Here is a 22051-nt window from a genome sequence, read left to right on the forward strand (position 1 = left end):
TCCATCCGTTGGATGGACCCGAAAATTCCGCTTAGCCCGAACGCAGGAGGCGCACGGCTTCGTCGCGTTCGAACAGATAGAGCAGGGTGCGCAGGGCCTCGCCGCGCGGGCTCGTCAGGCCGGCATCGCGCGCCAGGATCAGCCTCGCATCGTCATGGGCAGCCGGCAGCAGGTGGCCATGGGGCTCGAAATCGGCGATGCGGAACCCCGGAAGGCCCGATTGGCGCGTGCCCAGCAGGTCGCCCTCGCCGCGCAGCCTGAGGTCCTCCTCGGCGATGCGGAAGCCGTCCTCCGTCTCGCGCATGATTTCGAGGCGCTTCCTGGCGACCTCGCCCAGCGGCCCCTTGTAGAGCAGCAGGCAGACCGATTTTTCGGAGCCGCGGCCGATGCGGCCGCGCAGCTGGTGCAACTGGGCAAGGCCGAAGCGCTCGGCGTGCTCGACGACCATCACGGTGGCGGCGGGCACGTTGACGCCAACCTCGATCACCGTGGTCGCCACCAGCACGCGGATGTCGCCCGCAACGAAGCGGGCCATCACGGCATCCTTGTCGGCGCTCTTCATCTGCCCGTGCAGGAGGCCGACCCGGTCGCCGAACATGCCGGCGAGATCGCGGAAGCGGTCTTCCGCCGCGGCGACGTCGAGCGTCTCGGATTCGGCGATCAGCGGGCAGACCCAATAGGCCTGGGCGCCCGACTGCAGGAGACGGCCGACCGCGCCGACCACTTCGCCGATCCGTTCCAGCGAGACGAGCCGTGTGTCGACGGGCTTGCGCCCGGGCGGCTTCTCGCGCAGCGAGGAGGCATCCATGTCGCCGAAATAGGTCAGCACCAGGCTGCGCGGGATCGGCGTCGCCGTCATCACCAGGACGTCGACGGCGGCGTTCTTGCGGCTGAGGGCCAGGCGCTGGTGCACGCCGAAACGATGCTGCTCGTCGACGATGGCGAGGCCCAGGTCGTGAAATTCCACCTCGTCCTGGAACAGGGCATGCGTACCGACGACGATGTCGATGCGCCCCTCCTTGAGCTCGGCCTGCAGGCGTGCCCGTTCGCGCGGCTTGTCCTTGCCGGTGATCAGGCCGACACGCAGGCCCGCGGCGGCGGCCAGCGGTTCGATGCTGGCCAGATGCTGACGCGCCAGGATCTCGGTCGGCGCCATCAGGGCGGCCTGCCGCCCCCCTTCGACCATGGTCGCCATGGCCAGCAGGGCGACCACCGTCTTGCCGGAGCCGACATCGCCCTGGAGCAGGCGCAGCATGCGGTTGGGGCTCGCAATGTCCGCCCTGATCTCCGCCAGGGCGGCCGCCTGGCTCGCCGTGAGGCTGAAGGGCAGGGCGGCTTCGATCTTTGCCGACACGGCGCCCGTGCCGGCCACGGCGAGGCCGGGCATGGCCCTGTTCCGGGCGCGGATCATGCCGAGCGCGAGTTGGGAAGCGAGAAGCTCGTCATAGGCGAGGCGCTGTCTGGCCGGCGCATCGAGCGCGACGGCTTCCGGCGTCTCCGGGGTATGGAGGTCGGTGAGCGCCTGGCGGAAGCCCGGCCAGGACTGCGCCTTGAGCCAGGCGGCGTCCTGCCACTCCGGCAGGTCTGGAAGCTTGGCGACGGCGGCCTGCGCGACCTTCTGGATCTGCCGGGGAAACAGCCCTTCGGTGAGCGGATAGACCGGCTCGACGAGCGGCAGGATCGCGAGGCCCTCCTCGTCGACGATGCGGTCGGGATGCACCATCTGGCGCATGCCGTCGAACAATTCGATCTTGCCGCTGACCCAGCGTTTCTCGCCCACCGGCAGCGCGCGTTCGATCCAGGTCGTCTGCGGCGCGAAGAAGGCGAGCGTGATGTCGCCGGTGTCGTCGAAGCAGTAGACGCGATAGGGACCCTTGCCGCCGCTGGCGCGATGCCGCTCGACCGTGACCTCGACCATCACCAGCACGTCGAGCGGTGCCTCGGCGAGCTTGGGGCGCCGGCGCCTGTCGAGCACGCCGGCCGGGACATGGAAGAGCACGTCGAGCACGCGCGCGCCCATGGGCTCGGCGCCGCCGAGAAGACGGGTCAGCACCTTGACCAGTTTCGGCCCCACCCCCGACAGGGACGAGACGGACGCGAAGAGGGGAGTCAGAATCGCCGGACGCATGAAAACCTCGAAGGCAGTCTTGTCCGGCTGCGCGGCCGCATGCAACCACCGGAACGACGGTGCCGCAGCCTGCCCCAGGGCGAGGCGGCGAGCGGCGAGGCGCAGATAGGCCGCAAAAGCGGTTTCCTCCGCCCGATGAAAATTCTATACAACGGCGCGGCAGGATGCAGGACCATGTCCGGAACGATACGAACATCGGATGAACTCGACGCGCGGCGGCGGCGGATCGTCTACAGGGCGTGGCATCGCGGCTTCCGCGAGATGGACCTGATCATGGGCCGGTTCTGCGACGCGGTGATCGTCGACCTCCCCGACAGCGATCTCGATGCCTTCGAAATGCTGATTGATGCGCAGGATCACGATCTCTATAGCTGGATCACCGGCGCGGAGCCGGTCAGCGCCGAGTTCGACATGCCGCTGTTCCGGAAGCTGCGCGATTTCCACTCGTCCATGAAGCCGATGTTTGCATGAAAGCCGCCGACCGGCTCGCCCAGGGCGGCCAAATTACCTTTTCCAACTGCGCGGACGGCCTCGATGGACTGGTACTCGCCGATCTCGCGCGCGGATTGGCGCGTCAGACGCGCGATCGGCCCGCCACGGTGCTGCACGTGGCGCGCGACGGCGCGCGTTCCGCCAGCCTGGAAGCGGCCCTGCATTTCTTCGCGCCCGAAATCGACGTCCTGACCTTTCCGGCCTGGGATTGCCAGCCTTATGACCGCGTCTCGCCCAACGGGGCGGTGATCGCGCGGCGGGTGACGGCGCTGTCGCGGCTGGCGACCACCCGCGGCGGCGATCGCCCGCGCATCGTGCTCACCACGGTCAATGCCGTCCTGCAGCGCATTCCCGCGCGCGACCTCGTCGCCGCCCAGTCGCTTTCGGCCGCGCCCGGCAACGCCGTCAACATGGACAGGCTGGCGGCCTGGCTGGAGAACAACGGCTATCTGCGATCCTCCACCGTGAGGGAGACCGGCGAATACGCGGTGCGCGGCGGCATCCTCGATCTCTATCCGCCGGGGCTGGGCCAGCCGGTGCGCCTCGATTTCTTCGGCGATACGCTCGAATCGATCCGCGCCTTCGACCCGGAAACCCAGCGTTCCTCGGCGCAGCTGCGCGTCCTCGACCTCGTTCCGATGAGCGAGGTCCAGCTCACCACCGAGACGATCAAGCGCTTCCGGCAGGCCTATCTCATCGAGTTCGGCGCGCAGACCCGCGGCGATCCCCTTTACGAGGCGATCTCCGAAGGGCGCCGCTATCCCGGGTTCGAGCACTGGCTGCCGCTCTTTCATACCAAGCTCGACACGCTGTTCGACTATCTGCCCGAGGTCCCGGTCGCGCTCGACGCGCTTGCCGAGGATGCCGCGGGCGAGAGGCTGGCGCAGATCAAGGATTACTACGACGCGCGGCGCGAGGGCCTGGGCAAGACGGGGGAGGGCGTTCCCTACAAACCTCTTGCCCCGGACAGGCTGTATGTCGCCCCCGCCGAATGGCGGCGCCGCCTCGATGAGGGGGCGGTGGTGCGCTTCTCGCCCTTCGCCCTGCCCGACGCGCAGGGACGCGACATCGTCGATTGCGGCGGCAGGCAGGGACGCAGCTTCGCGGCGGAGCGAGCCGCCGAGGACACCAACGTGTTCGACGCCGTCGTGCGCCATATCCGCGACAGGCAGGCCGCCGGCCTGCGGGTGATCGTCGCCGGCTGGACCGACGGCTCGCGCGAGCGGCTCGGGGCCGTGCTCGCGGACCATGGCCTGACCCAGGCCAAGCCGGTGCCGGATTACGCCCGCGCTCTCGCTCTGCCGAAGAACGAGGTCGCTCTCGGCATCCTGCCGCTCGAAACGGGCTTCGAGACCGGCACCATCGCCATCGTGTCCGAACAGGACATCCTGGGCGACCGGCTCGTCCGCCGGTCCGCCAAGCGCAAGCGGGCGCAGGATTTCCTGAGCGAGATCGCCACGCTCTCGCCCGGCGACGTGGTCGTGCATGTCGAGCACGGCATCGGCCGCTTCGTCGGCCTGCAGACGGTCACCGCCGTCGGCGCGCCGCATGATTGTCTCGAGATCCATTACGCCGGCGGCGACAAGCTGTTTCTGCCGGTCGAGAATCTCGAGCTGCTGTCGCGCTACGGCTCGGAGGAGACCGAGGCGCAGCTCGACCGGCTCGGCGGCCGCGGCTGGCAGGAACGCAAGGCGCGCATGAAGAAGCGCATCCGCGAGATGGCGGGTGAGCTGATCAAGGTTGCCGCGGCGCGCGCCATGCGCGAGGCCCCCCGGCTGGTGCCTCCCCAGGGCATCTATGACGAATTCGCGGCGAGATTCCCCTATACCGAGACCGAAGACCAGCAGATGGCGATCGATGCCGTCCTGGAGGACATGGCGTCGGGCCGGCCGATGGACCGGCTCGTCTGCGGCGATGTCGGCTTCGGCAAGACCGAGGTGGCCCTGCGCGCCGCCTTCGCCTGCGCCCTGTCGGGACGGCAGGTGGCCGTGATCGTGCCGACGACGCTGCTCGCACGCCAGCATACCAAGACCTTTGCCGACCGCTTCAAGGGCCTGCCGGTCAAGGTCGCGCAATTGTCGCGTTTCGTGCCGGCCGACCAGGCCCGGGCGACCAAGGCCGGCCTCACCTCGGGCGATATCGACATCGTCGTGGGCACCCATGCGCTTCTGGCCAAGACCATCTCCTTCCGCGATCTCGGCCTGCTGATCATCGACGAGGAGCAGCATTTCGGCGTCGGCCACAAGGAGCGGCTGAAGCAGTTGCGGGCGGAGGTGCATGTGCTGACGCTATCGGCGACGCCGATCCCGCGCACGCTGCAGCTGGCGCTCACCGGCGTGCGCGAGCTTTCCATCATCGCCACGCCGCCGGTCGACCGCCTCGCCGTGCGCACCTTCATCACGCCCTTCGATCCGGTGGTGCTGCGCGAAGCGCTGATGCGGGAGCGTTATCGCGGCGGCCAGAGCTTCTTCGTGGTGCCGCGCATCGAGGACATCGCCGACGCCAAGGCCTTCCTCAACGAATATGCCCCCGAGGCCAAGGTGGTGATCGGCCACGGTCAGATGGCGGCCGGGCAGCTCGAAGACGTGATGACCGCCTTCTACGAGGGCAAATATGACATCCTGCTCTCGACCACGATCGTCGAATCCGGCCTCGACATTCCCACGGCCAACACGCTGATCGTCTGGCGGGCCGACATGTTCGGCCTCGCCCAGCTCTACCAGCTGCGCGGGCGGGTGGGGCGGTCGAAGACGCGGGCCTATGCCCTGTTCACGCTGCCGGCGAACCGCACCGTCACCCCCGGCGCCGAGCGGCGGCTCAAGGTGCTGCAGTCGCTCGACACGCTCGGAGCCGGCTTCCAGCTCGCCTCCCATGATCTCGACATCCGCGGCGCGGGCAACCTGCTCGGCGACGAGCAGTCGGGCCATATCAAGGAAGTGGGCTACGAGCTCTACCAGCAGATGCTGGAGGAAGCCGTCGCGGCGCTGAAGGATGGCGGCGTCGAAGCCGAGGTCGAGGAACAATGGTCGCCGCAGATCACCATCGGCACGCCGGTGATGATCCCGGAGGACTATGTGCCGGACCTGCAGCTGCGGCTGAACCTCTACCGCCAGCTCTCCTCCCTGGACACGGACAGCGAGATCGGCGCCTTCGGTGCCGAACTCGTCGACCGTTTCGGCGAGCGGCCGCCGGAAGTCGACCAGTTGCTGCGGCTGATGTCGATCAAGGCGCTGTGCCGACGCGCCAATGTCGAGAAGGTCGACGCCGGGCCCAAGGGGGTCGTCATTTCCTTCCGCGAGAACAGCTTCGCCAATCCGAACGGTCTGGTGCGCTATATCGCCGAGCAGGGCTCCTTCGCCAAGGTCCGGCCCGACATGCGCATCATGTTCCAGCGCGACTTCGAGAACGCCGACGATCGCCTGAAGGGCACGGGCGTGATCCTGAAGAACCTGGCGCGGATCGCCGAAAGCAAGAAGGCGGCTTGAACCGGGCGCGTCCGGTCCGCCGGCACGACGCCCATCCGGTTGTGACGAAAGCAAATATCAATGGAAACCACCGATTTTCCCTCCGTCGAGACCCCCGCCGTCCTGGTCGATCTCGACATCGCCGCCCGCAACATCGCCCGCTACCAGGCCTATTGCGACGAACACGGGATCAGGCTCCGCCCGCATATCAAGACCCACAAGCTGCCCCGCATGGCCGGCCTCCAGCTTTCCGCCGGTGCCGTCGGAATCACCTGCCAGAAGCTGTCGGAAGCCGATGCGATGACGGCGGGCACGCCGATCGACGACGTCCTGCTGACCTATGACATCGTCGGACCGGCCAAGCACGCGCATCTGCGGGCCCTCGCGGAAAGGATCAAGCTCAGCGTCGTCGCCGACAGCGGGGCGGTCGTCGAAGGCCTTTCCGCCGCCATGCGGGACGGGCGCCAGCCGCTGACGGTGCTGGTCGAATGCGACACCGGAGCGCATCGCTGCGGCGTCGCCACGCCGGAAGCGGCGGCCGAGCTCGCCTTGCGCATCGACGGGGCGCCGGGCCTGCGTTTCGGCGGCCTGATGACCTATCCGCCCGTCGGCGGCACCGGCGCCGTGCAGGCCTTCATGACCAGGGCCAAATCGCTGATCGAATCGCTGGGCCTGGCGGTCGAGACCATCACCAGCGGCGGTTCGCCCGACATGTGGCGCGCGCATGAGGCGCCCGTGGTCACCGAATACAGGCCCGGCACCTATGTCTATAACGACCGTTCGCTGGTCGAACGCGGCATTTGCGGCTTCGACGACTGCGCCTTGAGCGTGCTCGCCACCGTGGTTTCGGTTCCCGACCCGCATCGCGCCATCATCGACGCCGGCTCGAAGGTGCTGACGTCCGACCTGCTCGGCCTGCACGGGCACGGCCATGTGCTGGGCAGGCCCGACATCGCCGTCGACCAGCTTTCCGAGGAGCATGGCCGGCTGGTCAGCGAGCGTCCGGTCGGCTTCGCCGTGGGCGACAAGGTCCGCATCGTGCCGAATCACGCCTGCGTGGTCTCGAATATGCTCGACGAGGTCGTTCTGGTGCGGGGCGAAGCGGTGATCGGCAAGGAGCCGGTGGCGGCTCGGGGCAAGGTCTGGTGAGGGAAGCGGAGGTCAGGCGGCTCCCGCCAGGGCTTCCTCATGCGCGAATTCGCGGCGCTGCCTGGGACCGGCCAGCGTCCCGCCGATCGTTTCGGGCGGTTCGGCGGAGGGGCGCCGGGAAGCGGAGGACGCCGCGAAGCGCTCCCCGGTGATGAGCAGGCCGTCATCGGTCGGCACGGCCGGATAATGCGTCATCACCCAGCCGTCGGCGGAGATCGGGAAGGGCACGTTGCCGACACTCATGTCGATGGCGGCCGGCGGTATCTGCGTGCCGCGCAAGCCGAGATGGCCATCCTGGCCCACGCGGGCTTCGACCAGGGGGCCGCTGTCCGACAAGGCGGAATCCTTCATGGCCGAGGGGAAGAACGCGGGCAGCTTCATGCGGCCGTCGGGATTCAGGCCGAGCGGCACGATGCCGATCTCCCCGATCGCCGCGAAGTAGCGCGGCGTATACGCCATCCTTGGCAGCACGACCGCGCGGTGCGGTTCCCGCGTGAGGCCGGCGACCGCCTGCAGCGTGCTCTCGTCGAGGAGCCGATCGGCGAGGGCAGCCTGCAGGACCGGGTCCGGCAGGACGACATGGGTGATGTCGTGCCGAGCCATCTGGACGCCGAGGACGATCGCATCGAAGGGCTGGTGCAGGACGAGCCGGCATCCGCTGACAAGCCAGGGCACCATGCCGCTCGCCAGCCCGGCGAGGCTCACCGGCATCATCGTCGACAGCAGCCTTGCGTTCCGCGACAGCCCCAGCCCGTCGACGAAGAGGGAGGCGGCCACGATCCATTCGGTATGGCTGCGCGCCACCGCGAAAGTGCAATCCGGACCGGGGTCGAAGGTGATGATGGCCAGATCGTCCTCGGGCGCGTCGAGCCGGGCGAGACGGGTGATCGACCCGCTGCGCGGGAAGGAGAGGCAATCCTCGAAAGAGACGATGCCGCTCGGCAGGTTCGGCCCGAAAGCCCCGACGAAGCGGATATCGGCGGGCGATTCCCTGGAAAGGTGCCACAACATGCGCAGAGGCTGGTCCTGGCCGAGCTTGCGCGCGCTCAATATCGCCTTGGCGTCGAGCCGCCCGGCCACGGCGACCACCGCATCCGCTTCGAACGTCACCGGCATGACCGCCGGCACCATGCCGGCGCGTATGCAGCCGAGAATGCCGATCAGCGTATCGGTGCTGTTGAGGCCCTGCACGCAGACGATGGCGTCGTTCGGCAAGCCCATCTCCACGAACCGGCTCGCGACGGCGGAGACCGCTGCGTCGACCTGGAGCCAGGTCATGCGGCGCGGAGGTCCGTCGGCCCAGAGCGGGCGATCCGGCGCATCGACCAAAGCGAGGCTATCCCCGATGCGATGGGCGTTGTGCCGCACCATCTGGTCGAGAGTCCGCTTGGAGCCTGTGCGCGGGAGCATGTTCGGGATCATGGCGTCACGGGGGCTCTGGCGTGAGCGAGAATCGGGTCGGAAGCGAGCGTATCGCCATACGCCCCTACAGCCATAGCCGGTTTGTCGGGCCGGGTGGTATCGTTCCACCGCGCAATCCACATCTTCGGTGCATAAAAGAGCGGAATGACATAGCTGCCGGAAATGAGGACGCGGTCGAGCGCGCGCACCGCCGCGACGAAATCCTCCTGGCCTCGGGCCGCCAGCAGAGCGCTGATCATCGCATCGATGGCAGGACTGTCCGCACCGGCGAAATTGAAACTTCCCGGCTGGTCCACGTTGGAGGAGCCCCAGCGAAAGGACTGCTCCGAGCCTGGCGACAGCGAGTTTTGCCAGACGACCTGCATCAGGTCGAAATTATAGACCTGCTTGCGCTGCTGGTATTGCGCATCGTCGACGAGCCGGACGCTGACGCCGATGCCGAGCTGCTGCGCGCTGTCCGCGTAGATGAGGGCGAGGCGCTCGGTCGCCTTGTCGGGCACCATGATCTCGAAGCGCAGGGGCCTCCCGTCCTTGCGCATGAGACCGCCGGCGATGTGCCAGCCTGCCTCGTTGAGCAAAGCGAGCGCCTTGCGGGCGACGAAGCGGTCGCGCCCGGTCCCGTCGCTGGCCGGAGGGCGCCACTGTCCGGCCATGACGTCCGGCCGCACGGCATCGGGAAACGGGGCGAGGAGGGCCTTTTCCCGGTCGTCCGCCGGCCGGCCGCAGGATGAAAGCATCGATCCGTCGAAATAGCCGCAGGGCCGCCTGTACAGCCCCAAATAGAGATTGGGATTGACCCATTGGAAGTCGAACAGCATGGCGAGGGCCTCGCGCACGCGCGGATCCCGGAGCAGCGGCCGGCGGGTGTTGAACACGAAGGCATTCATCGGCTTGGGCAGCCCGTTGCCGATTTCCTGCCGGAGCACCCGTCCGTCCCGCGCCGGCGGAAAATTATAGTCCTGCGCCCATCGCGAGGCTTCGCCTTCGGCCCGCACGTCATATTGATGGGTCTTGAAGGCCTCGAACATGGTGAAGGGATCGCGATAATATTCGTAGCGGATGCGATCGAAATTGAAGAAGCCGCGATTCGACGGCAGGTCCTTGCCCCACCAGTTCGGATCCTTGCGGAAGGAAATGCTGCGGCCGGGATCGATGCCGTCGAACATATAGGGACCGGACCCTATCATCGGCTTGAGCGTGGTCTGGTCGAAGGTGCCGGGGTCGATCGCGTGTTTCGGCAGGACGGGCATGCCGGCCAGGAGAAGCGGCAGCTCACGGTTGGCGGCATCCTTGAAGATGAACCGGATGCGGTGCGGGTCCTTGATCTCGATCTTCGTGATCTGCCCGTAATTCGCCCGGGCGCCCGGCCGCCCCTTGGCCGTCAGCAGTTCCACCGTGAATTTCAGGTCCTCCGCGGTGATCGGCTCGCCGTCCGAGAACCTCGCGCGCGGATCGAGCGAGAACTCCGCCCATGACCGGTCCGGCGGGGTGTCGATCGTGGTGGCGATGAGAGGGTAGAAGGTGAACGGCTCGTCCGCCGAACGTGCCATCAGCGTCTCGACGACCAGAGGCGTCGTGCTCGGCGACGGTGCGCCGTTGACGATGAACGGATTGACGCTGTCGAACGTGCCCAGCATCGCATAGGCCACGCTGCCGCCCTTGGGCGCATCGGCGTCGACATAGGGAAACGCCTGGAAACCGGACGGCAGCGCGGGGGCGCCGTGCATCGCGATGGCCGGCACGGGATCGGCACGGGCGGCCGGCACCGCCAGCGCGGCCATACTCAGCAGGGCCATTCGGACAGCCACGGACACCTGCTCGTTTCTCCTCGGGGATTCCATGTCCCACCATCGAATCAACCGTCATTCGAATTTAGCACGGCAGCAGGGCCTCATGGACGCGATACGTCGCTTTCGAGGCTGGAAACCCGCGGCCGCTTCGGCTATGGACCTTTCCGAAATTGTCTCGTGCCGCCGGTTTCGGCGGCAGGGGGCATTTGGCCTTCACCGGAGCGCCGCCAGATGCCGCCTACCAGCGCTGTCGGGTTGGGGAACCAAGGATTCAAGGATCTTGCATGATGTCGTTTCGCCTCTTTGCGACTGCCGCCGTCGCGGCGCTCTGCCTGGCGGCAACGCCTGCTCTGGCTCAAGATAAGCCCGCCAAGCCGGCTGCAACCACGAAGCAGAAGCAGAAGCCGCCGGTCAAGCCGGCGGCGCCGGCCAAGCAGCCCGAATCGGCGGCCCGCGCCCCTGACGCCGGCGAAGAGGAGCCGCAGCTCGCCGGGGCCATAACGCCGCCTTTGTCCAGCTCGCAGCCGGAGTGGATCAAGGTCTGCCAGAACGACCAGCAGACCAAGAAGGAAGTCTGCCTGACCAATCGCGCCTTGCGCTCCGAAACCGGCCAGACCCTGATGACCGCCGTCGTGGTCCAGCTGACCAGCGACAAGAAGCAGATCCTGCGTATGATCCTGCCCGTCGGCGTGCTGATCCCCAACGGTGCCGGCATCTTCCTCGACAATGCCCACTATCTGTCCGGCAAGTTCCTCGTCTGCACGCCGGAAGGTTGCCTCGTCCAGATCGAGCTGAGCGACGCCGAGCTGGCGGCTCTGCGCAAGGCGCATACGATGTCGGTCGCCCTGAAGACTCCGAACCAGCAGGTCGTGCTGCCGCTGAGCGTCGACGGGCTCGCCAAGGCTCTCGACAACCCGCCGCTCAATCCGCAGTCGGTGGTCGACGAACAGAAGAAGTTGCAGGAGGAGTTGCAGAAGGCGGCCGAAAAGGCTCGCTCCGATCTCAATTCTTCGGCTCCGGCGCCGGCCAAGCCCGCTCAATAGATGCGCTCAGGAACAGGAACTCCGACAATGCGAAATTATCTGATCGCGGGCCTGACGGCGGCGTTGATGGCATCGGGAGCGACATCGGCGCTCGCCCAGGATCAACCTGCGGCGGCTCCCGGCGCAGCCCAGGGCACCAATCAGCCGCCTCCGCCGCCCTTTCCGCAGCCCGACTGGACGAAGGTCTGTGCGCAGCTGCCGAGCGGCAAGCAGGGTTGCCAGACTCTGCGGGACCTCAGGGCTCCCAATGGCCAGCCGGTGCTGACGGTGCAGCTCAACCAGGTGAAGGGCGACAAGCCCAGCCTTACCGTCTCGGTTCTGCCGGGCATGGTGCTGCAGGTCGGGGCGCGCGTTCGCGTCGACGACCAGACGCTGGACACCGCCAAGTACAAGATCTGCTACGGCACATTCTGCGCGGCTGAAATGCCGCTCACCGACGGCAATATCGCGGCGATGAAGAAGGGCAAGAAGCTGATCGTGCAGGTGGTCAGCATCCAGGGGCAGGCGCTGGCGTTCCCCGTCAGCCTCGATGGCTTCGACAAGGTGTTCGACGGCCAGGGCATCGACGCCCAGACCTACCAGGCCAATCAGCAGGCCTATGAGAAGAAGCTCCAGGACATCTTCCAGGCGGCCGAGAAGGCAGCCGGGCAGCAGGCTCCCGCCGCGCCGAGCGCTCCGGCCGCTCCCGCCAACTGATCGGGATCGTCAACCCCTGTGCCGGTCCATAGGCCGGCACAGGGTAAAACATGAGCGAAGATGGCGGCGGCGGACCGACGCCCCGCTGCCTAATGCCGCACGGCCGGCTTCGGCCTGTATACGCCGTTCTTGTCGCGGTCGAACATCAGCTCGATCTGCGCGTTGCTCACCGGCTTGCCGCTGTCGTCCACCACCAGGTTCTGCTCCGAGACATAGGCCACATATTCCGTTTCGGCGTTCTCGGCGAACAGGTGATAGAAGGGCTGGTCCTTGGACGGGCGGACGTCCTCGGGGATCGACTGCCACCATTCCTCGGTATTGGCGAATTCCGGATCGACATCGAAGATAACGCCACGGAACGGGTAGATGCGGTGCCGGACAACCTGTCCGATCGTGAATTTCGCTTCGCGTGGCTTGTTCATCGGCAATCTTCAATGCGGCCGGGCCATATGCCCATCTCGGGCCGATATATAACAATTCGAAGCAAAATGCGTACCAGCTTCTTTCGGACAAATGCGAATTCCCGTGCGGCACGCTCGAGCAAAACATCCTAACCCCAGCGGCGGTGGGCCCACATCCACTGCTCCGGATGCTCGCGCACCCACTGCTCGAACAAGGCGTGGATGCGGCGAGTCGCTTCGGCGATGTCGGCATCCCGGTCCGCGGTGCGCGGCACCTTGATCTCCTGCGCCTCGATCATGAAATGCACCCCGCCGGTACGGACCGTGCGGGCGGCGACGAGGATGGCCTCGCTGCTGCGGCACAGCAGGGCCGGGAAGCTGGTAGAGGGTGCGGGGTGCCCGAAGAACGGCACTGAAATGCCGCGCCGGTCGCGCAGGTCGGCCAGGATGGCCACGGCGCCGCCCTCGCGGGCCACGCGCATCAGCTTGCGGGCGACGTCGGCGCCTTTGGGATAGAGGCCGCGCGGATAACGGTCGCGCCGGGCCCGCGAGACATAATCGTCGACCTTGGGATTCTTGATCCGCTGATAGATGCCGGCGGCCTTGATGCCGCGCGCCGCCGCCGGCGTGATCACCAGTTCCCAATTGCCGATATGCAGGGACACGAAGACGATCCCCTTGCCGGCCCCCTTGAGCGAGTCGAGCACGGGGCCGGTGCGATCGTCGATCCTGCCGGCGCGATAGAGCCGCTTGAGCATCAGGTTCTCGGCGAAGGTCCGGCCGAGCTGCATCCACATCTCGCGGGCGATCGCCTCGATCTCGGCCGGGCTCTTTTCGGGATAGGCCATGGCGAGGTGGCGCAGCGCCCTCTCATGGCGCTTGAGGCGCGGAGCGACCGAGCGCCAGACCACGCCCATCAGCCAGGAGGCGAAATCGAGCGGCATGAGATGAAGCAAGCCGATGAGGGCGCGCAGCGCTCCGTATTCGGCCGTGTATTTCAGCCAGCGCCAGCGGCGTCCCGATGAGGTCTCGTCTGCGCCGCCAGCCACGCTCTCTTCCATCGCTAAAGGGTCCGGCCCGCCTTTGACACCAAGCCGGCGCTGTTTTCAATGCTCGACAGAGCGGGCGAGGCCCTGGCGCATCATCGCCCGGCGCAACGGCCCGATGCGTTCGAGGGCGTAGAGGCCGAGGCCCCGCAATCCCTGCAGCGGAACCTGGCCGGAAAGCAGGGAGCGGTTGAGGAGATCGACCATGGAGCGCCGGGAGCTCGCATCGAAGGATCGGGCGCGGGCATAGGCGTCCAGCGCCGGCGCCGAGCCGGGATCGGCCCGACCGGCGACGGCATCGGCGAGCGCCGAGATGTCACGCAGCGTCAGATTGAAGCCCTGGGCGCCGATGGGAGGAAACACATGGGCCGCCTCCCCGACGAGTGCGATACGGCGGCGGGCATAGCTGTCGGCCATGATGCTCGTCATCGGCCAGAACGAGCGCGGCGAGTCGATCTCGATCCGGCCGAGCAAAGCGTGGCTCTGCCGTTCGATGGCCGAGGCGAGCTCTTCGTCCGTCATCCGCTCGAGGGCTTCGGCCTTATCGGGCGCCATCACCCAGACCAGGCTCGCGCGCCGGCCGGGGAGGGGAACGAGGGTGAAGGGGCCGGCCTCGGTGTGGAATTCCGTGGAGACCTCTCGATGATCGCGGCCGATGCGCAGGTTCACCGCAAGCGCGGTCTGCGGGTAGTCGTGGCGCGTGGTCGCGATGCCGGCGGCCTCGCGCACGATCGAGTTGCGGCCGTCGGCGGCGATCACGAGGTCCGCGGTCAGGGCCTCGCCGCCATCCAGGGTGAGGCCGACCTCCTCGTCGCCGGGCTCGACGCCCGCGAGCCGGCCGGCGATATGGTCGATATCGGTGGCGGCGAGAGCCGCCGTCAGCGCCTGCGCCAGCGCGCCGTTGGGGATGTTCCAGCCGAAGGCGTCGAGCCCGATCTCGCGCGCCTCGAACCGGATGGGCCGGGCGCGCAGGAGACGCTGCGTTGCATCGACGATGGCCATGACGCGCAGGGGCGCCGCCGCCTCGTGGTCGGGGATGTCGATGCCCAGTCTCGCCAGGGCGTCGATGCTGCCGTCGAGCAGCGCCGTGGTCCGCGTATCGCCGGGATTGCCGGGATGACCGATGAGGGTCACGCGGCATCCCCGTGACCTCAGGGCGAGCGCACAGGCGAGCCCGGCCAGACCTGCCCCGACGATGACGATGGAACGATGATTTGGTTTACGTTTCGGTGGCATGATGCCCATCGAATTATCCCGCCGTCGCGAGCGCGTCACCTTTTTTCGCATGCGATGTTCCGGAATGCCCCGAATGGAGCAAGCGGCCGATGACGAGGCCCCCCGCCCGATATCGTCCTCCCCGGACATCGGCCCGGCGCATGGCGCTCGCGCTCTGTTTCGTCCTCCTCTCGCCGGCCATCGGCCTCGCCGAGCCTTTCGCCACCAAGGCGCCCGTCGCCTTCCTGATCGACGAGACCAGCGGCAGCGTCATCCTGAGCAAGAATGCCGACCGGCCGGTCGAACCCGCCGCCATGGCGAAGCTCATGACCATGGCCGTCGTCGGCCGGGCGCTCGGCCGCAACGAGATCGCGCTCGACACCGTCTATCCGATTTCGGTCGAGACCTGGCGCAAGGGCGGCGCGCCGTCGGGAAGCGCCACCATGTTCGCGCCGGTCAAGAGCCGGATCGCGGTCTCCGACCTCCTGCGCGGCGCCATCGTGCAGGCCGCCAACGACGCCTGCTATGCCCTCTCCGAGGGCATGACCGGCAAGCTGGACGGGCTCGTGCCGCGCATGAACGACCTCGCCGCCGAGATCGGCCTCAGCCACACGGTCTTTCGCAACGTCACCGGCTTTTCGGATCCCCAGCAGACCACGACGGCCCGGGACCTCGCGACGCTGCTCGCCTGGCTGCGCGACAACGAGCCGGCGATCTATGCGATCTATGGCGAGAAGGAGTTCACCTGGAACAAGATCCGCCAGACCAACCGCAATCCCCTGCTCACCGAGGGGCTCGGCGTCGACGGCGGCTCGACCGGGGCCTCGGACGGCGCCGGATACGGATTGGTGGTGTCCGCCATGCACGGCAACCAGCATTTCGTCCTGGTCCTGCACGGGCTGCAATCGGTCCGCGAGCGGGCCGAGGAGGCCAGGCGGCTCCTCGAATGGGCGGAGGGCTCGTTCGAACCGAAGATCGCCTTCGCGAAAGATGTCGTCGTCGCCCATGCTTCCGTGTATGGGGGCAACACGGCCGAGGTGCCGCTGGTCGCCGACCGCGACGTCAGCGTCCTCGCCCGCAAGGAGGCGGACGAACGCCTGGCGGCGCAAGTCGTCTATGACGGACCGGTGGAGGCTCCCATCCGGAAGGGCGACGTCGTCGCGCATCTGCAGATCACGCGTGACGGGCAGGTGTCGCAGGAGGTGCCGCTGCATGCCGCCGCCGATGTGCCGATCGGAAGTCTTCCCAGGCGCGCATTCGGTGCTATCTACGAACTTGGAGTTGGTCTGGTACGGGGTGAACCAAGGAAGCGATGAGAGGGCGCTTTATCACGTTCGAGGGCGGGGAGGGGGTCGGCAAGTCCACCCAGATCCGCCGCCTCGCGGAGAATCTCGCCGGTGCCGGCGTCGATGCGCTCATCACCCGCGAGCCCGGCGGCTCGCCCCATGCCGAGATGCTTCGGGAGGTGCTGCTGTCTGGCGGCGCGCGGCAGTTCGGTCCCCTGGCGGAAACCATTCTCTTCAACGCCGCCCGCGACGACCATCTCGAGGTCACGATCCGTCCGGCGCTCGCCGCCGGGCGCTGGGTGCTCTGCGACCGCTTCGTCGATTCGACGCGGGCCTATCAGGGCGTGCTCGGCGAGGTCGGGCCGGACATCATCCGTTCGATGGAGCGGGTCATCGTCGGCGAGACGTGGCCGGATCTGACCGTGATCCTCGACATGCCCGCCGCGAGCGGCCTGGCGCGGGCCCGGGCGCGCAATGCCGCGGCGAATCGCGGCGAGGCGCCCGACCGTTTCGAAGGCGAGAGCCTCGACTTCCATGAGAGGCTGCGCGAGGCCTTCCTCGCCATCGCCGACGTCGAGCCGGACCGCTGCGTGGTGATCGACGCCGACGGCCGCCCGGACGACGTCGCCGCCGCCGTGTTCGCGGCGGTGCGCTCCCGTCTCGGCCTGGCCGGCACCGAGGTGCCGGCATGAGCGAGCGCCTGGAAAGCGACCAGCTCGCCGATGCGCCGCATCCGCGGGAGACCGCGATTCTCGTCGGCCAGCACCAAGCGGAACAGGCCTTGCTCGGCGCCTACCAGTCGGGCCGCATCCACCATGCCTGGATCCTCGGCGGCCCCGAAGGCATCGGCAAGGCGACGCTCGCCTACCGCATGGCGAAATTCGTGCTCGCCAATCCCGATCCCCACCTGACGCTGGCGGCGCGCGACCTCGCCACGGCGCCGGACCTGCCGGCCGTTCGCCAGATCGTCTCGCGCTCCCATGTCGACCTCACCGTGCTCCGGCGTCTTCCCAACGACAAGACCAAGGGTTTCTTCAGCAATATCCGGGTCGACGACGTCCGCGACGTCGTGCGCTTCCTCGGTTCGACGGCCGGCGCCGGCGGATGGCGCATCGCGATCATCGACAGTGCCGAGGACCTGGCGCGGGAGGGCGCCAACGCCCTGCTCAAGGTGCTGGAGGAGCCGCCGCTCCGCACGCTGTTCCTGATCGTCTCCCACCAGCCCGCCCGCCTGCTGCCGACGATCCGTTCCCGCTGCCGCCTGCTCCCCCTCGCCACGCTGAGCGGGAGCGACGTCGTGGCGGCGGCCCGGGCGGCGCGGCCGGACCTGCCGGCCGGCGCGCTGGAGGCGGGCGCCTCGCTCGCCCGCGGAAGCGTTCGCCGCGCGCTCGTGCTCGCCGACGGCGAGGGCGTGGCGCTGCACGGCGCCTTGCAGGGTCTGCTCTCGCGGCTGCCGCAGATCGACGTCGCCGCGGCCCATGCCCTGGCGGACCGCTGCGCCAACAAGGCGGGCGAGGAGAACTTCGCCCTGTTGCTGGACTTCCTCGATGAATGGCTGCACGAACGCCTGCTGGCCGAGCGATCTCAATCCCTGCGTCGCCTTGCACGCTGGGCGGAGGTATGGGAAAAAGCACGGGATGCGGCGCGCGACGTCGAGGCCTACAACCTCGACCGCAAGCCATTCGTGCTCTCAACCCTTTCCATGCTCGCGGAAGCGTCGGTCGCATGACGCCGAGCCGGGCCTTGTCTGCGGTCGAGGGACGGACCACAAGCCACTGATCTGGTGACGGAACCCGGCAGACCGCCGTGGCCGCCACCCGAAGGAAAAGCATTCATCGATGGCCGACAAAGATACCTATTACGTCACGACTGCGATCTCCTATCCCAATGGCAGGCCGCATATCGGCCACGCCTATGAATTGATCGCGACCGACGCCATCGCGCGCTTCAAGCGGCTCGACGGCCATGAAGTGTTCTTCCTCACCGGAACGGACGAGCATGGCCAGAAGATGCTGCAGACGGCAGCGAGAGAGGGCCTGACGGCCCAGGCGCTCGCCGACAGGAATTCCCAGTATTTTCGCGAGATGGCGCAGGCGCTCAACGCCTCCAACGACGATTTCATCCGCACCACCGAGGAGCGCCATTATCGCGCCTGCCAGGAGATCTGGAGGCGGATGGAAGCGGCCGGCGACATCTATCTGTCGAAATATGCCGGATGGTATTCGGTTCGCGACGAGGCCTATTACGACGACAAGGACCTGGCTCTCAATTCCGACGGCTCGCGCACGGTGATCGAGACGGGCACCAAGGTCGAATGGGTGGAGGAGGAGAGCTATTTCTTCAGGCTGTCTTCCTTCCAGGACCGCCTGCTGAAATTCTACGAGGACCACCCGGATTTCATCGGGCCGGCCGAGCGCCGCAACGAGATCCTCAGCTTCGTGCGCTCGGGGCTGCGCGACCTGTCGGTCAGCCGCACGACCTTCGACTGGGGCATTCCGGTGCCGGGCGATCCCAAGCACGTGATGTATGTGTGGGTCGATGCCCTGACGAACTATCTCACGGCGACGGGCTTTCCCGACATCGACACCGAGCGCTCGGAGTTCTGGCCGGCCAACGCCCATATCATCGGCAAGGACATCGTGCGGTTCCACACCGTCTACTGGCCGGCGTTCCTGATGTCGGCGGGCCTGCCGCTGCCACGCCACGTCTTCGGCCACGGCTTCCTGTTCAACCGCGGCGAGAAGATGTCGAAATCGGTCGGCAACGTCATCGACCCCTTCACGCTCGCCGCCCATTACGGCGTCGACCAGCTGCGCTATTTCTTCCTGCGCGAGGTCCCCTTCGGACAGGACGGCAATTATTCGCACGAGGCGATCGTCAACCGCATCAATGCCGACCTCGCCAATGATTTCGGCAATCTCGCCCAGCGCTCGCTGTCGATGATCGCGCGCAATTGCGGCGGCAGGATCCCGAGTCCCGGCGACCTGCTTCCCTCGGATGCCGATCTCCTGCAGGCGGCCGACGGTCTCGTCTGGAAGGCGCGCGATTCCATCTACACTTTCGCGCTGCACATCATCCTCGCCGACATCTGGGGCGTCGTCGCGGAGGCGAATCGCTACTTCCAGGCCGAGGCGCCCTGGACGCTCAAGACGAGCGACCCGGCGCGCATGGAGACGGTGCTCTACGTCACCGCCGAGATCATCCGCCAGGTCGCCATCCTGGCGCAGCCGGTGATCCCCGAGGGCGCGGGCCGGATCCTCGACCTCCTCGCGGTGCCCCCGGAAGCGCGCGACTTCTCCTATCTGGGCGCCGACGGACGCCTGTCTCCCGACACCGAGCTTCCGCCGCCCCAGCCCGTATTCCCGAAATATGTGGAAGCGGCGAGCGAGCCGGCCTGACCATGGTGATCGACAGCCACTGCCATCTCGATTTCCCGGATTTCGAGAGCGAGATCGAGGACGTCGTCGCCCGCGCGCGATCCGCGGGCGTGGCGCGCATGATCACCATCTCCACGCGGATACGCCAGTTCGAGAAGATCCGGGCGTTGATCGAGCGTTTCGACGACGTCTACGGTTCGGTCGGCACGCATTGCCTGCATGCGGCGGAGGAAGATGACGTGCCGCTGGAGACGATCCTGTCGCTGGCGAGCCATCCCAAGGTCGTGGCGATCGGCGAAGCGGGCCTGGACTATCACTACGATCATTCCCCGCGCGACGTGCAGGCGCGGGGCTTCCGCAAGCATATCGCCGCGGCGCGCCAGACCGGCCTGCCGCTGGTGATCCATGCCCGCCAGGCCGATGACGATATCGCCTCCATCCTGGAGGAGGAGATGGGGAAGGGCGCCTTCACCGCCGTCCTCCATTGCTTCTCCTCGGGGGGCGGGCTGGCGCGGCGCGGCCTGGCGCTCGGCTTCTATGTCTCCTTCTCCGGCATCCTGACCTTCAAGACGGCCGAGGAGATCCGCGAGGTCGCGCGCTTCGTGCCGCATGATCGCCTGCTGGTCGAGACCGATGCGCCCTACCTGGCGCCGGTGCCGTTCCGGGGCAAGCGCAACGAGCCGGCCTATGTGGTCGACACCGCCAGGGTGCTGGCGGAGACGATCGGCGTCAGCGCAAGCGAGATCGGCACTATCACCACCGCGAACGCCTTCCGTCTGTTCTCCAAGATGCCGCGTCCCGACGGCCTCGCTGCGGCGGCGTGACGGTATGACGCTCACCGCGACATTGCTGGGCTGCGGTTCCTCGGGCGGCGTCCCCCGCATCGGCTTCGGCTGGGGCGACTGCGACCCGGCCGAGCCGCGCAACCGGCGCCGGCGCTGCTCGCTGCTCATCGAGCGCGAAGGCGCGTCCGGCCGCACCACCGTGTTGATCGATACCGGTCCCGACATGCGCCAGCAATTGCTGGACGCCGAGGTCGACTGGGTCGACGGCGTGCTCTACACCCATGAGCACGCGGACCATACCCACGGCATCGACGATCTGCGCGTGCTGGCCATCAATCGGCGGCGGCGCGTCGACGTCCATGCCGATCCGCAGACGGCGGCGCTGCTGCGCAGCCGCTTCAGCTATTGCTTCGAGACGCCGAAGGGCTCCAACTATCCGCCCATCCTCACTATGCACACGATCGACATCGGCATCGAGACCGTCATCGACGGTGCCGGCGGCCCGGTCGCGGCCCTGCCCTTCGATCAGGACCACGGCGACATCCATTCGCTTGGCTTTCGAGTCGGAAACTTCGCCTATTCGAGCGATATCAATGGCTTGCCGAAAGAAAGTGAAGCGATGCTGCAGGGCCTCGACGTCTGGGTCGTCGACGCCCTGCGTCCGCAGCCCCATCCCAGCCACTGGTCCCTGACGGACGCGCTGCACTGGATCGCCAAGCTCAAGCCGAAACGTGCGATCCTGACCAACATGCACACCGACATGGACTACCGGACATTGACGCGCACGCTGCCACCCGGCGTCGAGCCCGGCTTCGACGGCATGCGCATCGGCATCGCCGAATAGCGGGCGGCGTCTGCCCACACCATCGGTCATCACGCACGGCCCGGCAGGCCTCACCGTGCCGCGATACGGGAGAGCCTCGCATGACGGCGCCGATCAGGATCGCCATTGCCGGAGCGCAGGGCCGCATGGGCCGAGCGGTCGCCGAGACAATCGCCGCCGACCCCGCCTTCACCCTCGTCGCCCGTGTCGGACGCGCGGATGCCGAGGTGGACGGGCTGGTTCGTATCGATACGGCGCTGGCCAGTGCCGACGTCATCATCGATTTCACCACCGGGCGGGCCTCCTCCGCGCTGGCGCGGCGCTGCGCAGCCCGCGGCGGTCCTGCCCTGGTGATCGGCGCGACCGGATTCGAGGCTGACGACCTCGCCGGCATCGCCGAAGCCGCCCGGCGGATCGCGATCGTGCGTTCGGGAAATTTCTCGCTGGGCATCAACATGCTGGTCGGATTGGTCGCCCGCGCAGCCCGGGCCCTTCCAGCCGCGGCCTGGGATATCGAGATCGCCGAAGCCCATCACCGCCGGAAGGTGGACGCGCCGTCCGGCACCGCCCTGATGCTGGGCGATGCGGCCGCGAGAGGCCGGGGCGTTTCGCTCGCCGCCGTCGAACGCCGCACCCGCGACGGCATCACCGGTGAGCGCCCGACGGGAGAGATCGGCTTCTCCGTGCTGCGCGGCGGCGGCATTGTCGGCGAGCACAGCGTCGTCTTCGCCGCCGAGGAGGAGATCCTCACCCTTTCGCATTCGGCGCGGGACCGGGGCATGTTCGCCCGGGGAGCGGCCGCGGCCGCGCGCTGGGTGGCCGATCGTGCACCCGGCGAATACGACATGCAGGACGTGCTGGGCTTCGCCGGCGAGGCCGGTCGGCCGGCGGGATCCGTTCCCCCCGGCGCGGTTCCTCCTTCCGCCGTCTGAGA

General features: G+C 67.6%; 18 protein-coding genes. 12 read left to right on the forward strand and 6 right to left on the reverse strand.

Features of this window, described 5'->3' with window-relative positions; genetic code table 11:
• Positions 1–31: 31 nt before the first annotated feature.
• A complete protein-coding gene (recG, locus tag J3R73_RS13535; RefSeq protein WP_307427604.1) occupies positions 32–2074 on the reverse strand; it encodes an ATP-dependent DNA helicase RecG in 2043 nt (680 codons plus the stop codon).
• On the opposite strand from recG, the gene J3R73_RS13540 reads away from it, so the two are divergent.
• From J3R73_RS13540 to J3R73_RS13550, 3 genes are read left to right on the forward strand one after another with little or no spacing between them, the layout of a single operon-like run.
• Complete coding sequence (locus J3R73_RS13540; RefSeq protein WP_307427606.1) at positions 1988–2599, forward strand: FAD assembly factor SdhE; 612 nt, start codon at positions 1988–1990, stop codon at positions 2597–2599. The two genes, recG and J3R73_RS13540, sit on opposite strands and share 87 nt — an antisense overlap.
• Positions 2596–6105, forward strand: coding sequence for a transcription-repair coupling factor (gene mfd, locus J3R73_RS13545; RefSeq protein ID WP_307427609.1), 3510 nt, complete (start codon positions 2596–2598; stop codon positions 6103–6105). The genes J3R73_RS13540 and mfd overlap by 4 nt, the downstream gene beginning before the upstream one ends.
• Before the next feature lie 60 nt (positions 6106–6165).
• Positions 6166–7233, forward strand: a complete 1068-nt coding sequence (locus J3R73_RS13550; RefSeq protein WP_307427611.1) for a D-TA family PLP-dependent enzyme — start codon at positions 6166–6168, stop codon at positions 7231–7233.
• 12 nt (positions 7234–7245) lie between these two features.
• Here the strand turns inward: J3R73_RS13550 and J3R73_RS13555 are convergent, their stop codons facing one another.
• A complete protein-coding gene (locus J3R73_RS13555; protein ID WP_307427613.1) occupies positions 7246–8643 on the reverse strand; it encodes an AMP-binding protein in 1398 nt (465 codons plus the stop codon).
• Positions 8644–8651: 8 nt separating this feature from the next.
• Positions 8652–10451 carry an extracellular solute-binding protein gene (locus tag J3R73_RS13560; RefSeq protein WP_307427616.1) on the reverse strand — a complete coding sequence of 600 codons (1800 nt, stop codon included), beginning with the start codon at positions 10449–10451 and terminating at the stop codon, positions 8652–8654.
• Between the two features lie 278 nt (positions 10452–10729).
• On the opposite strand from J3R73_RS13560, the gene J3R73_RS13565 reads away from it, so the two are divergent.
• Together J3R73_RS13565 and J3R73_RS13570 are read left to right on the forward strand one after the other, a co-directional pair.
• Entirely contained in the window at positions 10730–11488 is a 759-nt protein-coding gene (locus J3R73_RS13565; RefSeq protein ID WP_307427618.1) for an invasion associated locus B family protein, read from the forward strand.
• Positions 11489–11515: 27 nt separating this feature from the next.
• On the forward strand, positions 11516–12184 hold the full coding sequence (locus tag J3R73_RS13570; protein WP_307427621.1) for an invasion associated locus B family protein: 669 nt from the start codon (positions 11516–11518) through the stop codon (positions 12182–12184).
• An 89-nt stretch (positions 12185–12273) separates the two neighbouring features.
• Here J3R73_RS13570 and hspQ read toward each other — a convergent pair whose 3' ends face one another.
• The 3 genes from hspQ to J3R73_RS13585 form a co-directional block, all read right to left on the reverse strand.
• A complete protein-coding gene (hspQ, locus tag J3R73_RS13575; protein ID WP_307427624.1) occupies positions 12274–12606 on the reverse strand; it encodes a heat shock protein HspQ in 333 nt (110 codons plus the stop codon).
• 128 nt (positions 12607–12734) lie between these two features.
• Entirely contained in the window at positions 12735–13634 is a 900-nt protein-coding gene (locus tag J3R73_RS13580; protein ID WP_307427627.1) for a lysophospholipid acyltransferase family protein, read from the reverse strand.
• Positions 13635–13691: 57 nt separating this feature from the next.
• On the reverse strand, positions 13692–14876 hold the full coding sequence (locus J3R73_RS13585) for a UbiH/UbiF family hydroxylase (protein WP_307427629.1): 1185 nt from the start codon (positions 14874–14876) through the stop codon (positions 13692–13694).
• Positions 14877–15007: 131 nt separating this feature from the next.
• On the opposite strand from J3R73_RS13585, the gene J3R73_RS13590 reads away from it, so the two are divergent.
• The 7 genes from J3R73_RS13590 (at position 15008) to dapB (ending at position 22049) form a co-directional block, all read left to right on the forward strand.
• The gene (locus tag J3R73_RS13590; protein ID WP_307427631.1) at positions 15008–16162 is read left to right on the forward strand and encodes a D-alanyl-D-alanine carboxypeptidase family protein; all 1155 of its coding nucleotides are present in this window, start codon (positions 15008–15010) and stop codon (positions 16160–16162) included.
• A complete protein-coding gene (gene tmk / locus J3R73_RS13595; protein ID WP_307427632.1) occupies positions 16159–16824 on the forward strand; it encodes a dTMP kinase in 666 nt (221 codons plus the stop codon). Before J3R73_RS13590 ends, tmk begins: the two co-directional genes overlap by 4 nt.
• Positions 16821–17861 carry a DNA polymerase III subunit delta' gene (locus J3R73_RS13600; RefSeq protein WP_307427633.1) on the forward strand — a complete coding sequence of 347 codons (1041 nt, stop codon included), beginning with the start codon at positions 16821–16823 and terminating at the stop codon, positions 17859–17861. Before tmk ends, J3R73_RS13600 begins: the two co-directional genes overlap by 4 nt.
• Before the next feature lie 109 nt (positions 17862–17970).
• On the forward strand, positions 17971–19530 hold the full coding sequence (gene metG / locus J3R73_RS13605; protein ID WP_307427635.1) for a methionine--tRNA ligase: 1560 nt from the start codon (positions 17971–17973) through the stop codon (positions 19528–19530).
• 2 nt (positions 19531–19532) lie between these two features.
• A complete protein-coding gene (locus J3R73_RS13610) occupies positions 19533–20333 on the forward strand; it encodes a TatD family hydrolase (RefSeq protein WP_307427637.1) in 801 nt (266 codons plus the stop codon).
• Positions 20334–20337: 4 nt separating this feature from the next.
• Positions 20338–21138: an MBL fold metallo-hydrolase gene (locus tag J3R73_RS13615; RefSeq protein WP_307427638.1), complete on the forward strand. Its 801-nt coding sequence runs from the start codon at positions 20338–20340 to the stop codon at positions 21136–21138.
• Between the two features lie 80 nt (positions 21139–21218).
• Positions 21219–22049, forward strand: coding sequence for a 4-hydroxy-tetrahydrodipicolinate reductase (gene dapB / locus J3R73_RS13620; protein ID WP_307427640.1), 831 nt, complete (start codon positions 21219–21221; stop codon positions 22047–22049).
• Positions 22050–22051 lie beyond the last annotated feature (2 nt).

Origin of the sequence: Labrys monachus (genome assembly GCF_030814655.1) — a bacterium.
Taxonomy (GTDB): domain Bacteria; phylum Pseudomonadota; class Alphaproteobacteria; order Rhizobiales; family Labraceae; genus Labrys; species Labrys monacha.

Coding starts and splice junctions, on each gene's coding strand:
- J3R73_RS13600 (WP_307427633.1), top strand. CDS start 16,821: ATGAGCGAGCGCCTGGAAAGCGACCAGCTCGCCGATGCGCCGCATCCG.
- J3R73_RS13570 (WP_307427621.1), top strand. CDS start 11,516: ATGCGAAATTATCTGATCGCGGGCCTGACGGCGGCGTTGATGGCATCG.
- J3R73_RS13560 (WP_307427616.1), bottom strand. CDS start 10,451: ATGGCCCTGCTGAGTATGGCCGCGCTGGCGGTGCCGGCCGCCCGTGCC.
- J3R73_RS13555 (WP_307427613.1), bottom strand. CDS start 8,643: ATGCTCCCGCGCACAGGCTCCAAGCGGACTCTCGACCAGATGGTGCGG.
- J3R73_RS13565 (WP_307427618.1), top strand. CDS start 10,730: ATGATGTCGTTTCGCCTCTTTGCGACTGCCGCCGTCGCGGCGCTCTGC.
- mfd (WP_307427609.1), top strand. CDS start 2,596: ATGAAAGCCGCCGACCGGCTCGCCCAGGGCGGCCAAATTACCTTTTCC.
- J3R73_RS13540 (WP_307427606.1), top strand. CDS start 1,988: ATGGAAGAGCACGTCGAGCACGCGCGCGCCCATGGGCTCGGCGCCGCC.
- metG (WP_307427635.1), top strand. CDS start 17,971: ATGGCCGACAAAGATACCTATTACGTCACGACTGCGATCTCCTATCCC.
- tmk (WP_307427632.1), top strand. CDS start 16,159: ATGAGAGGGCGCTTTATCACGTTCGAGGGCGGGGAGGGGGTCGGCAAG.
- J3R73_RS13550 (WP_307427611.1), top strand. CDS start 6,166: ATGGAAACCACCGATTTTCCCTCCGTCGAGACCCCCGCCGTCCTGGTC.
- hspQ (WP_307427624.1), bottom strand. CDS start 12,606: ATGAACAAGCCACGCGAAGCGAAATTCACGATCGGACAGGTTGTCCGG.
- J3R73_RS13590 (WP_307427631.1), top strand. CDS start 15,008: ATGGCGCTCGCGCTCTGTTTCGTCCTCCTCTCGCCGGCCATCGGCCTC.
- J3R73_RS13585 (WP_307427629.1), bottom strand. CDS start 14,876: ATGGGCATCATGCCACCGAAACGTAAACCAAATCATCGTTCCATCGTC.
- dapB (WP_307427640.1), top strand. CDS start 21,219: ATGACGGCGCCGATCAGGATCGCCATTGCCGGAGCGCAGGGCCGCATG.
- J3R73_RS13615 (WP_307427638.1), top strand. CDS start 20,338: ATGACGCTCACCGCGACATTGCTGGGCTGCGGTTCCTCGGGCGGCGTC.
- J3R73_RS13610 (WP_307427637.1), top strand. CDS start 19,533: ATGGTGATCGACAGCCACTGCCATCTCGATTTCCCGGATTTCGAGAGC.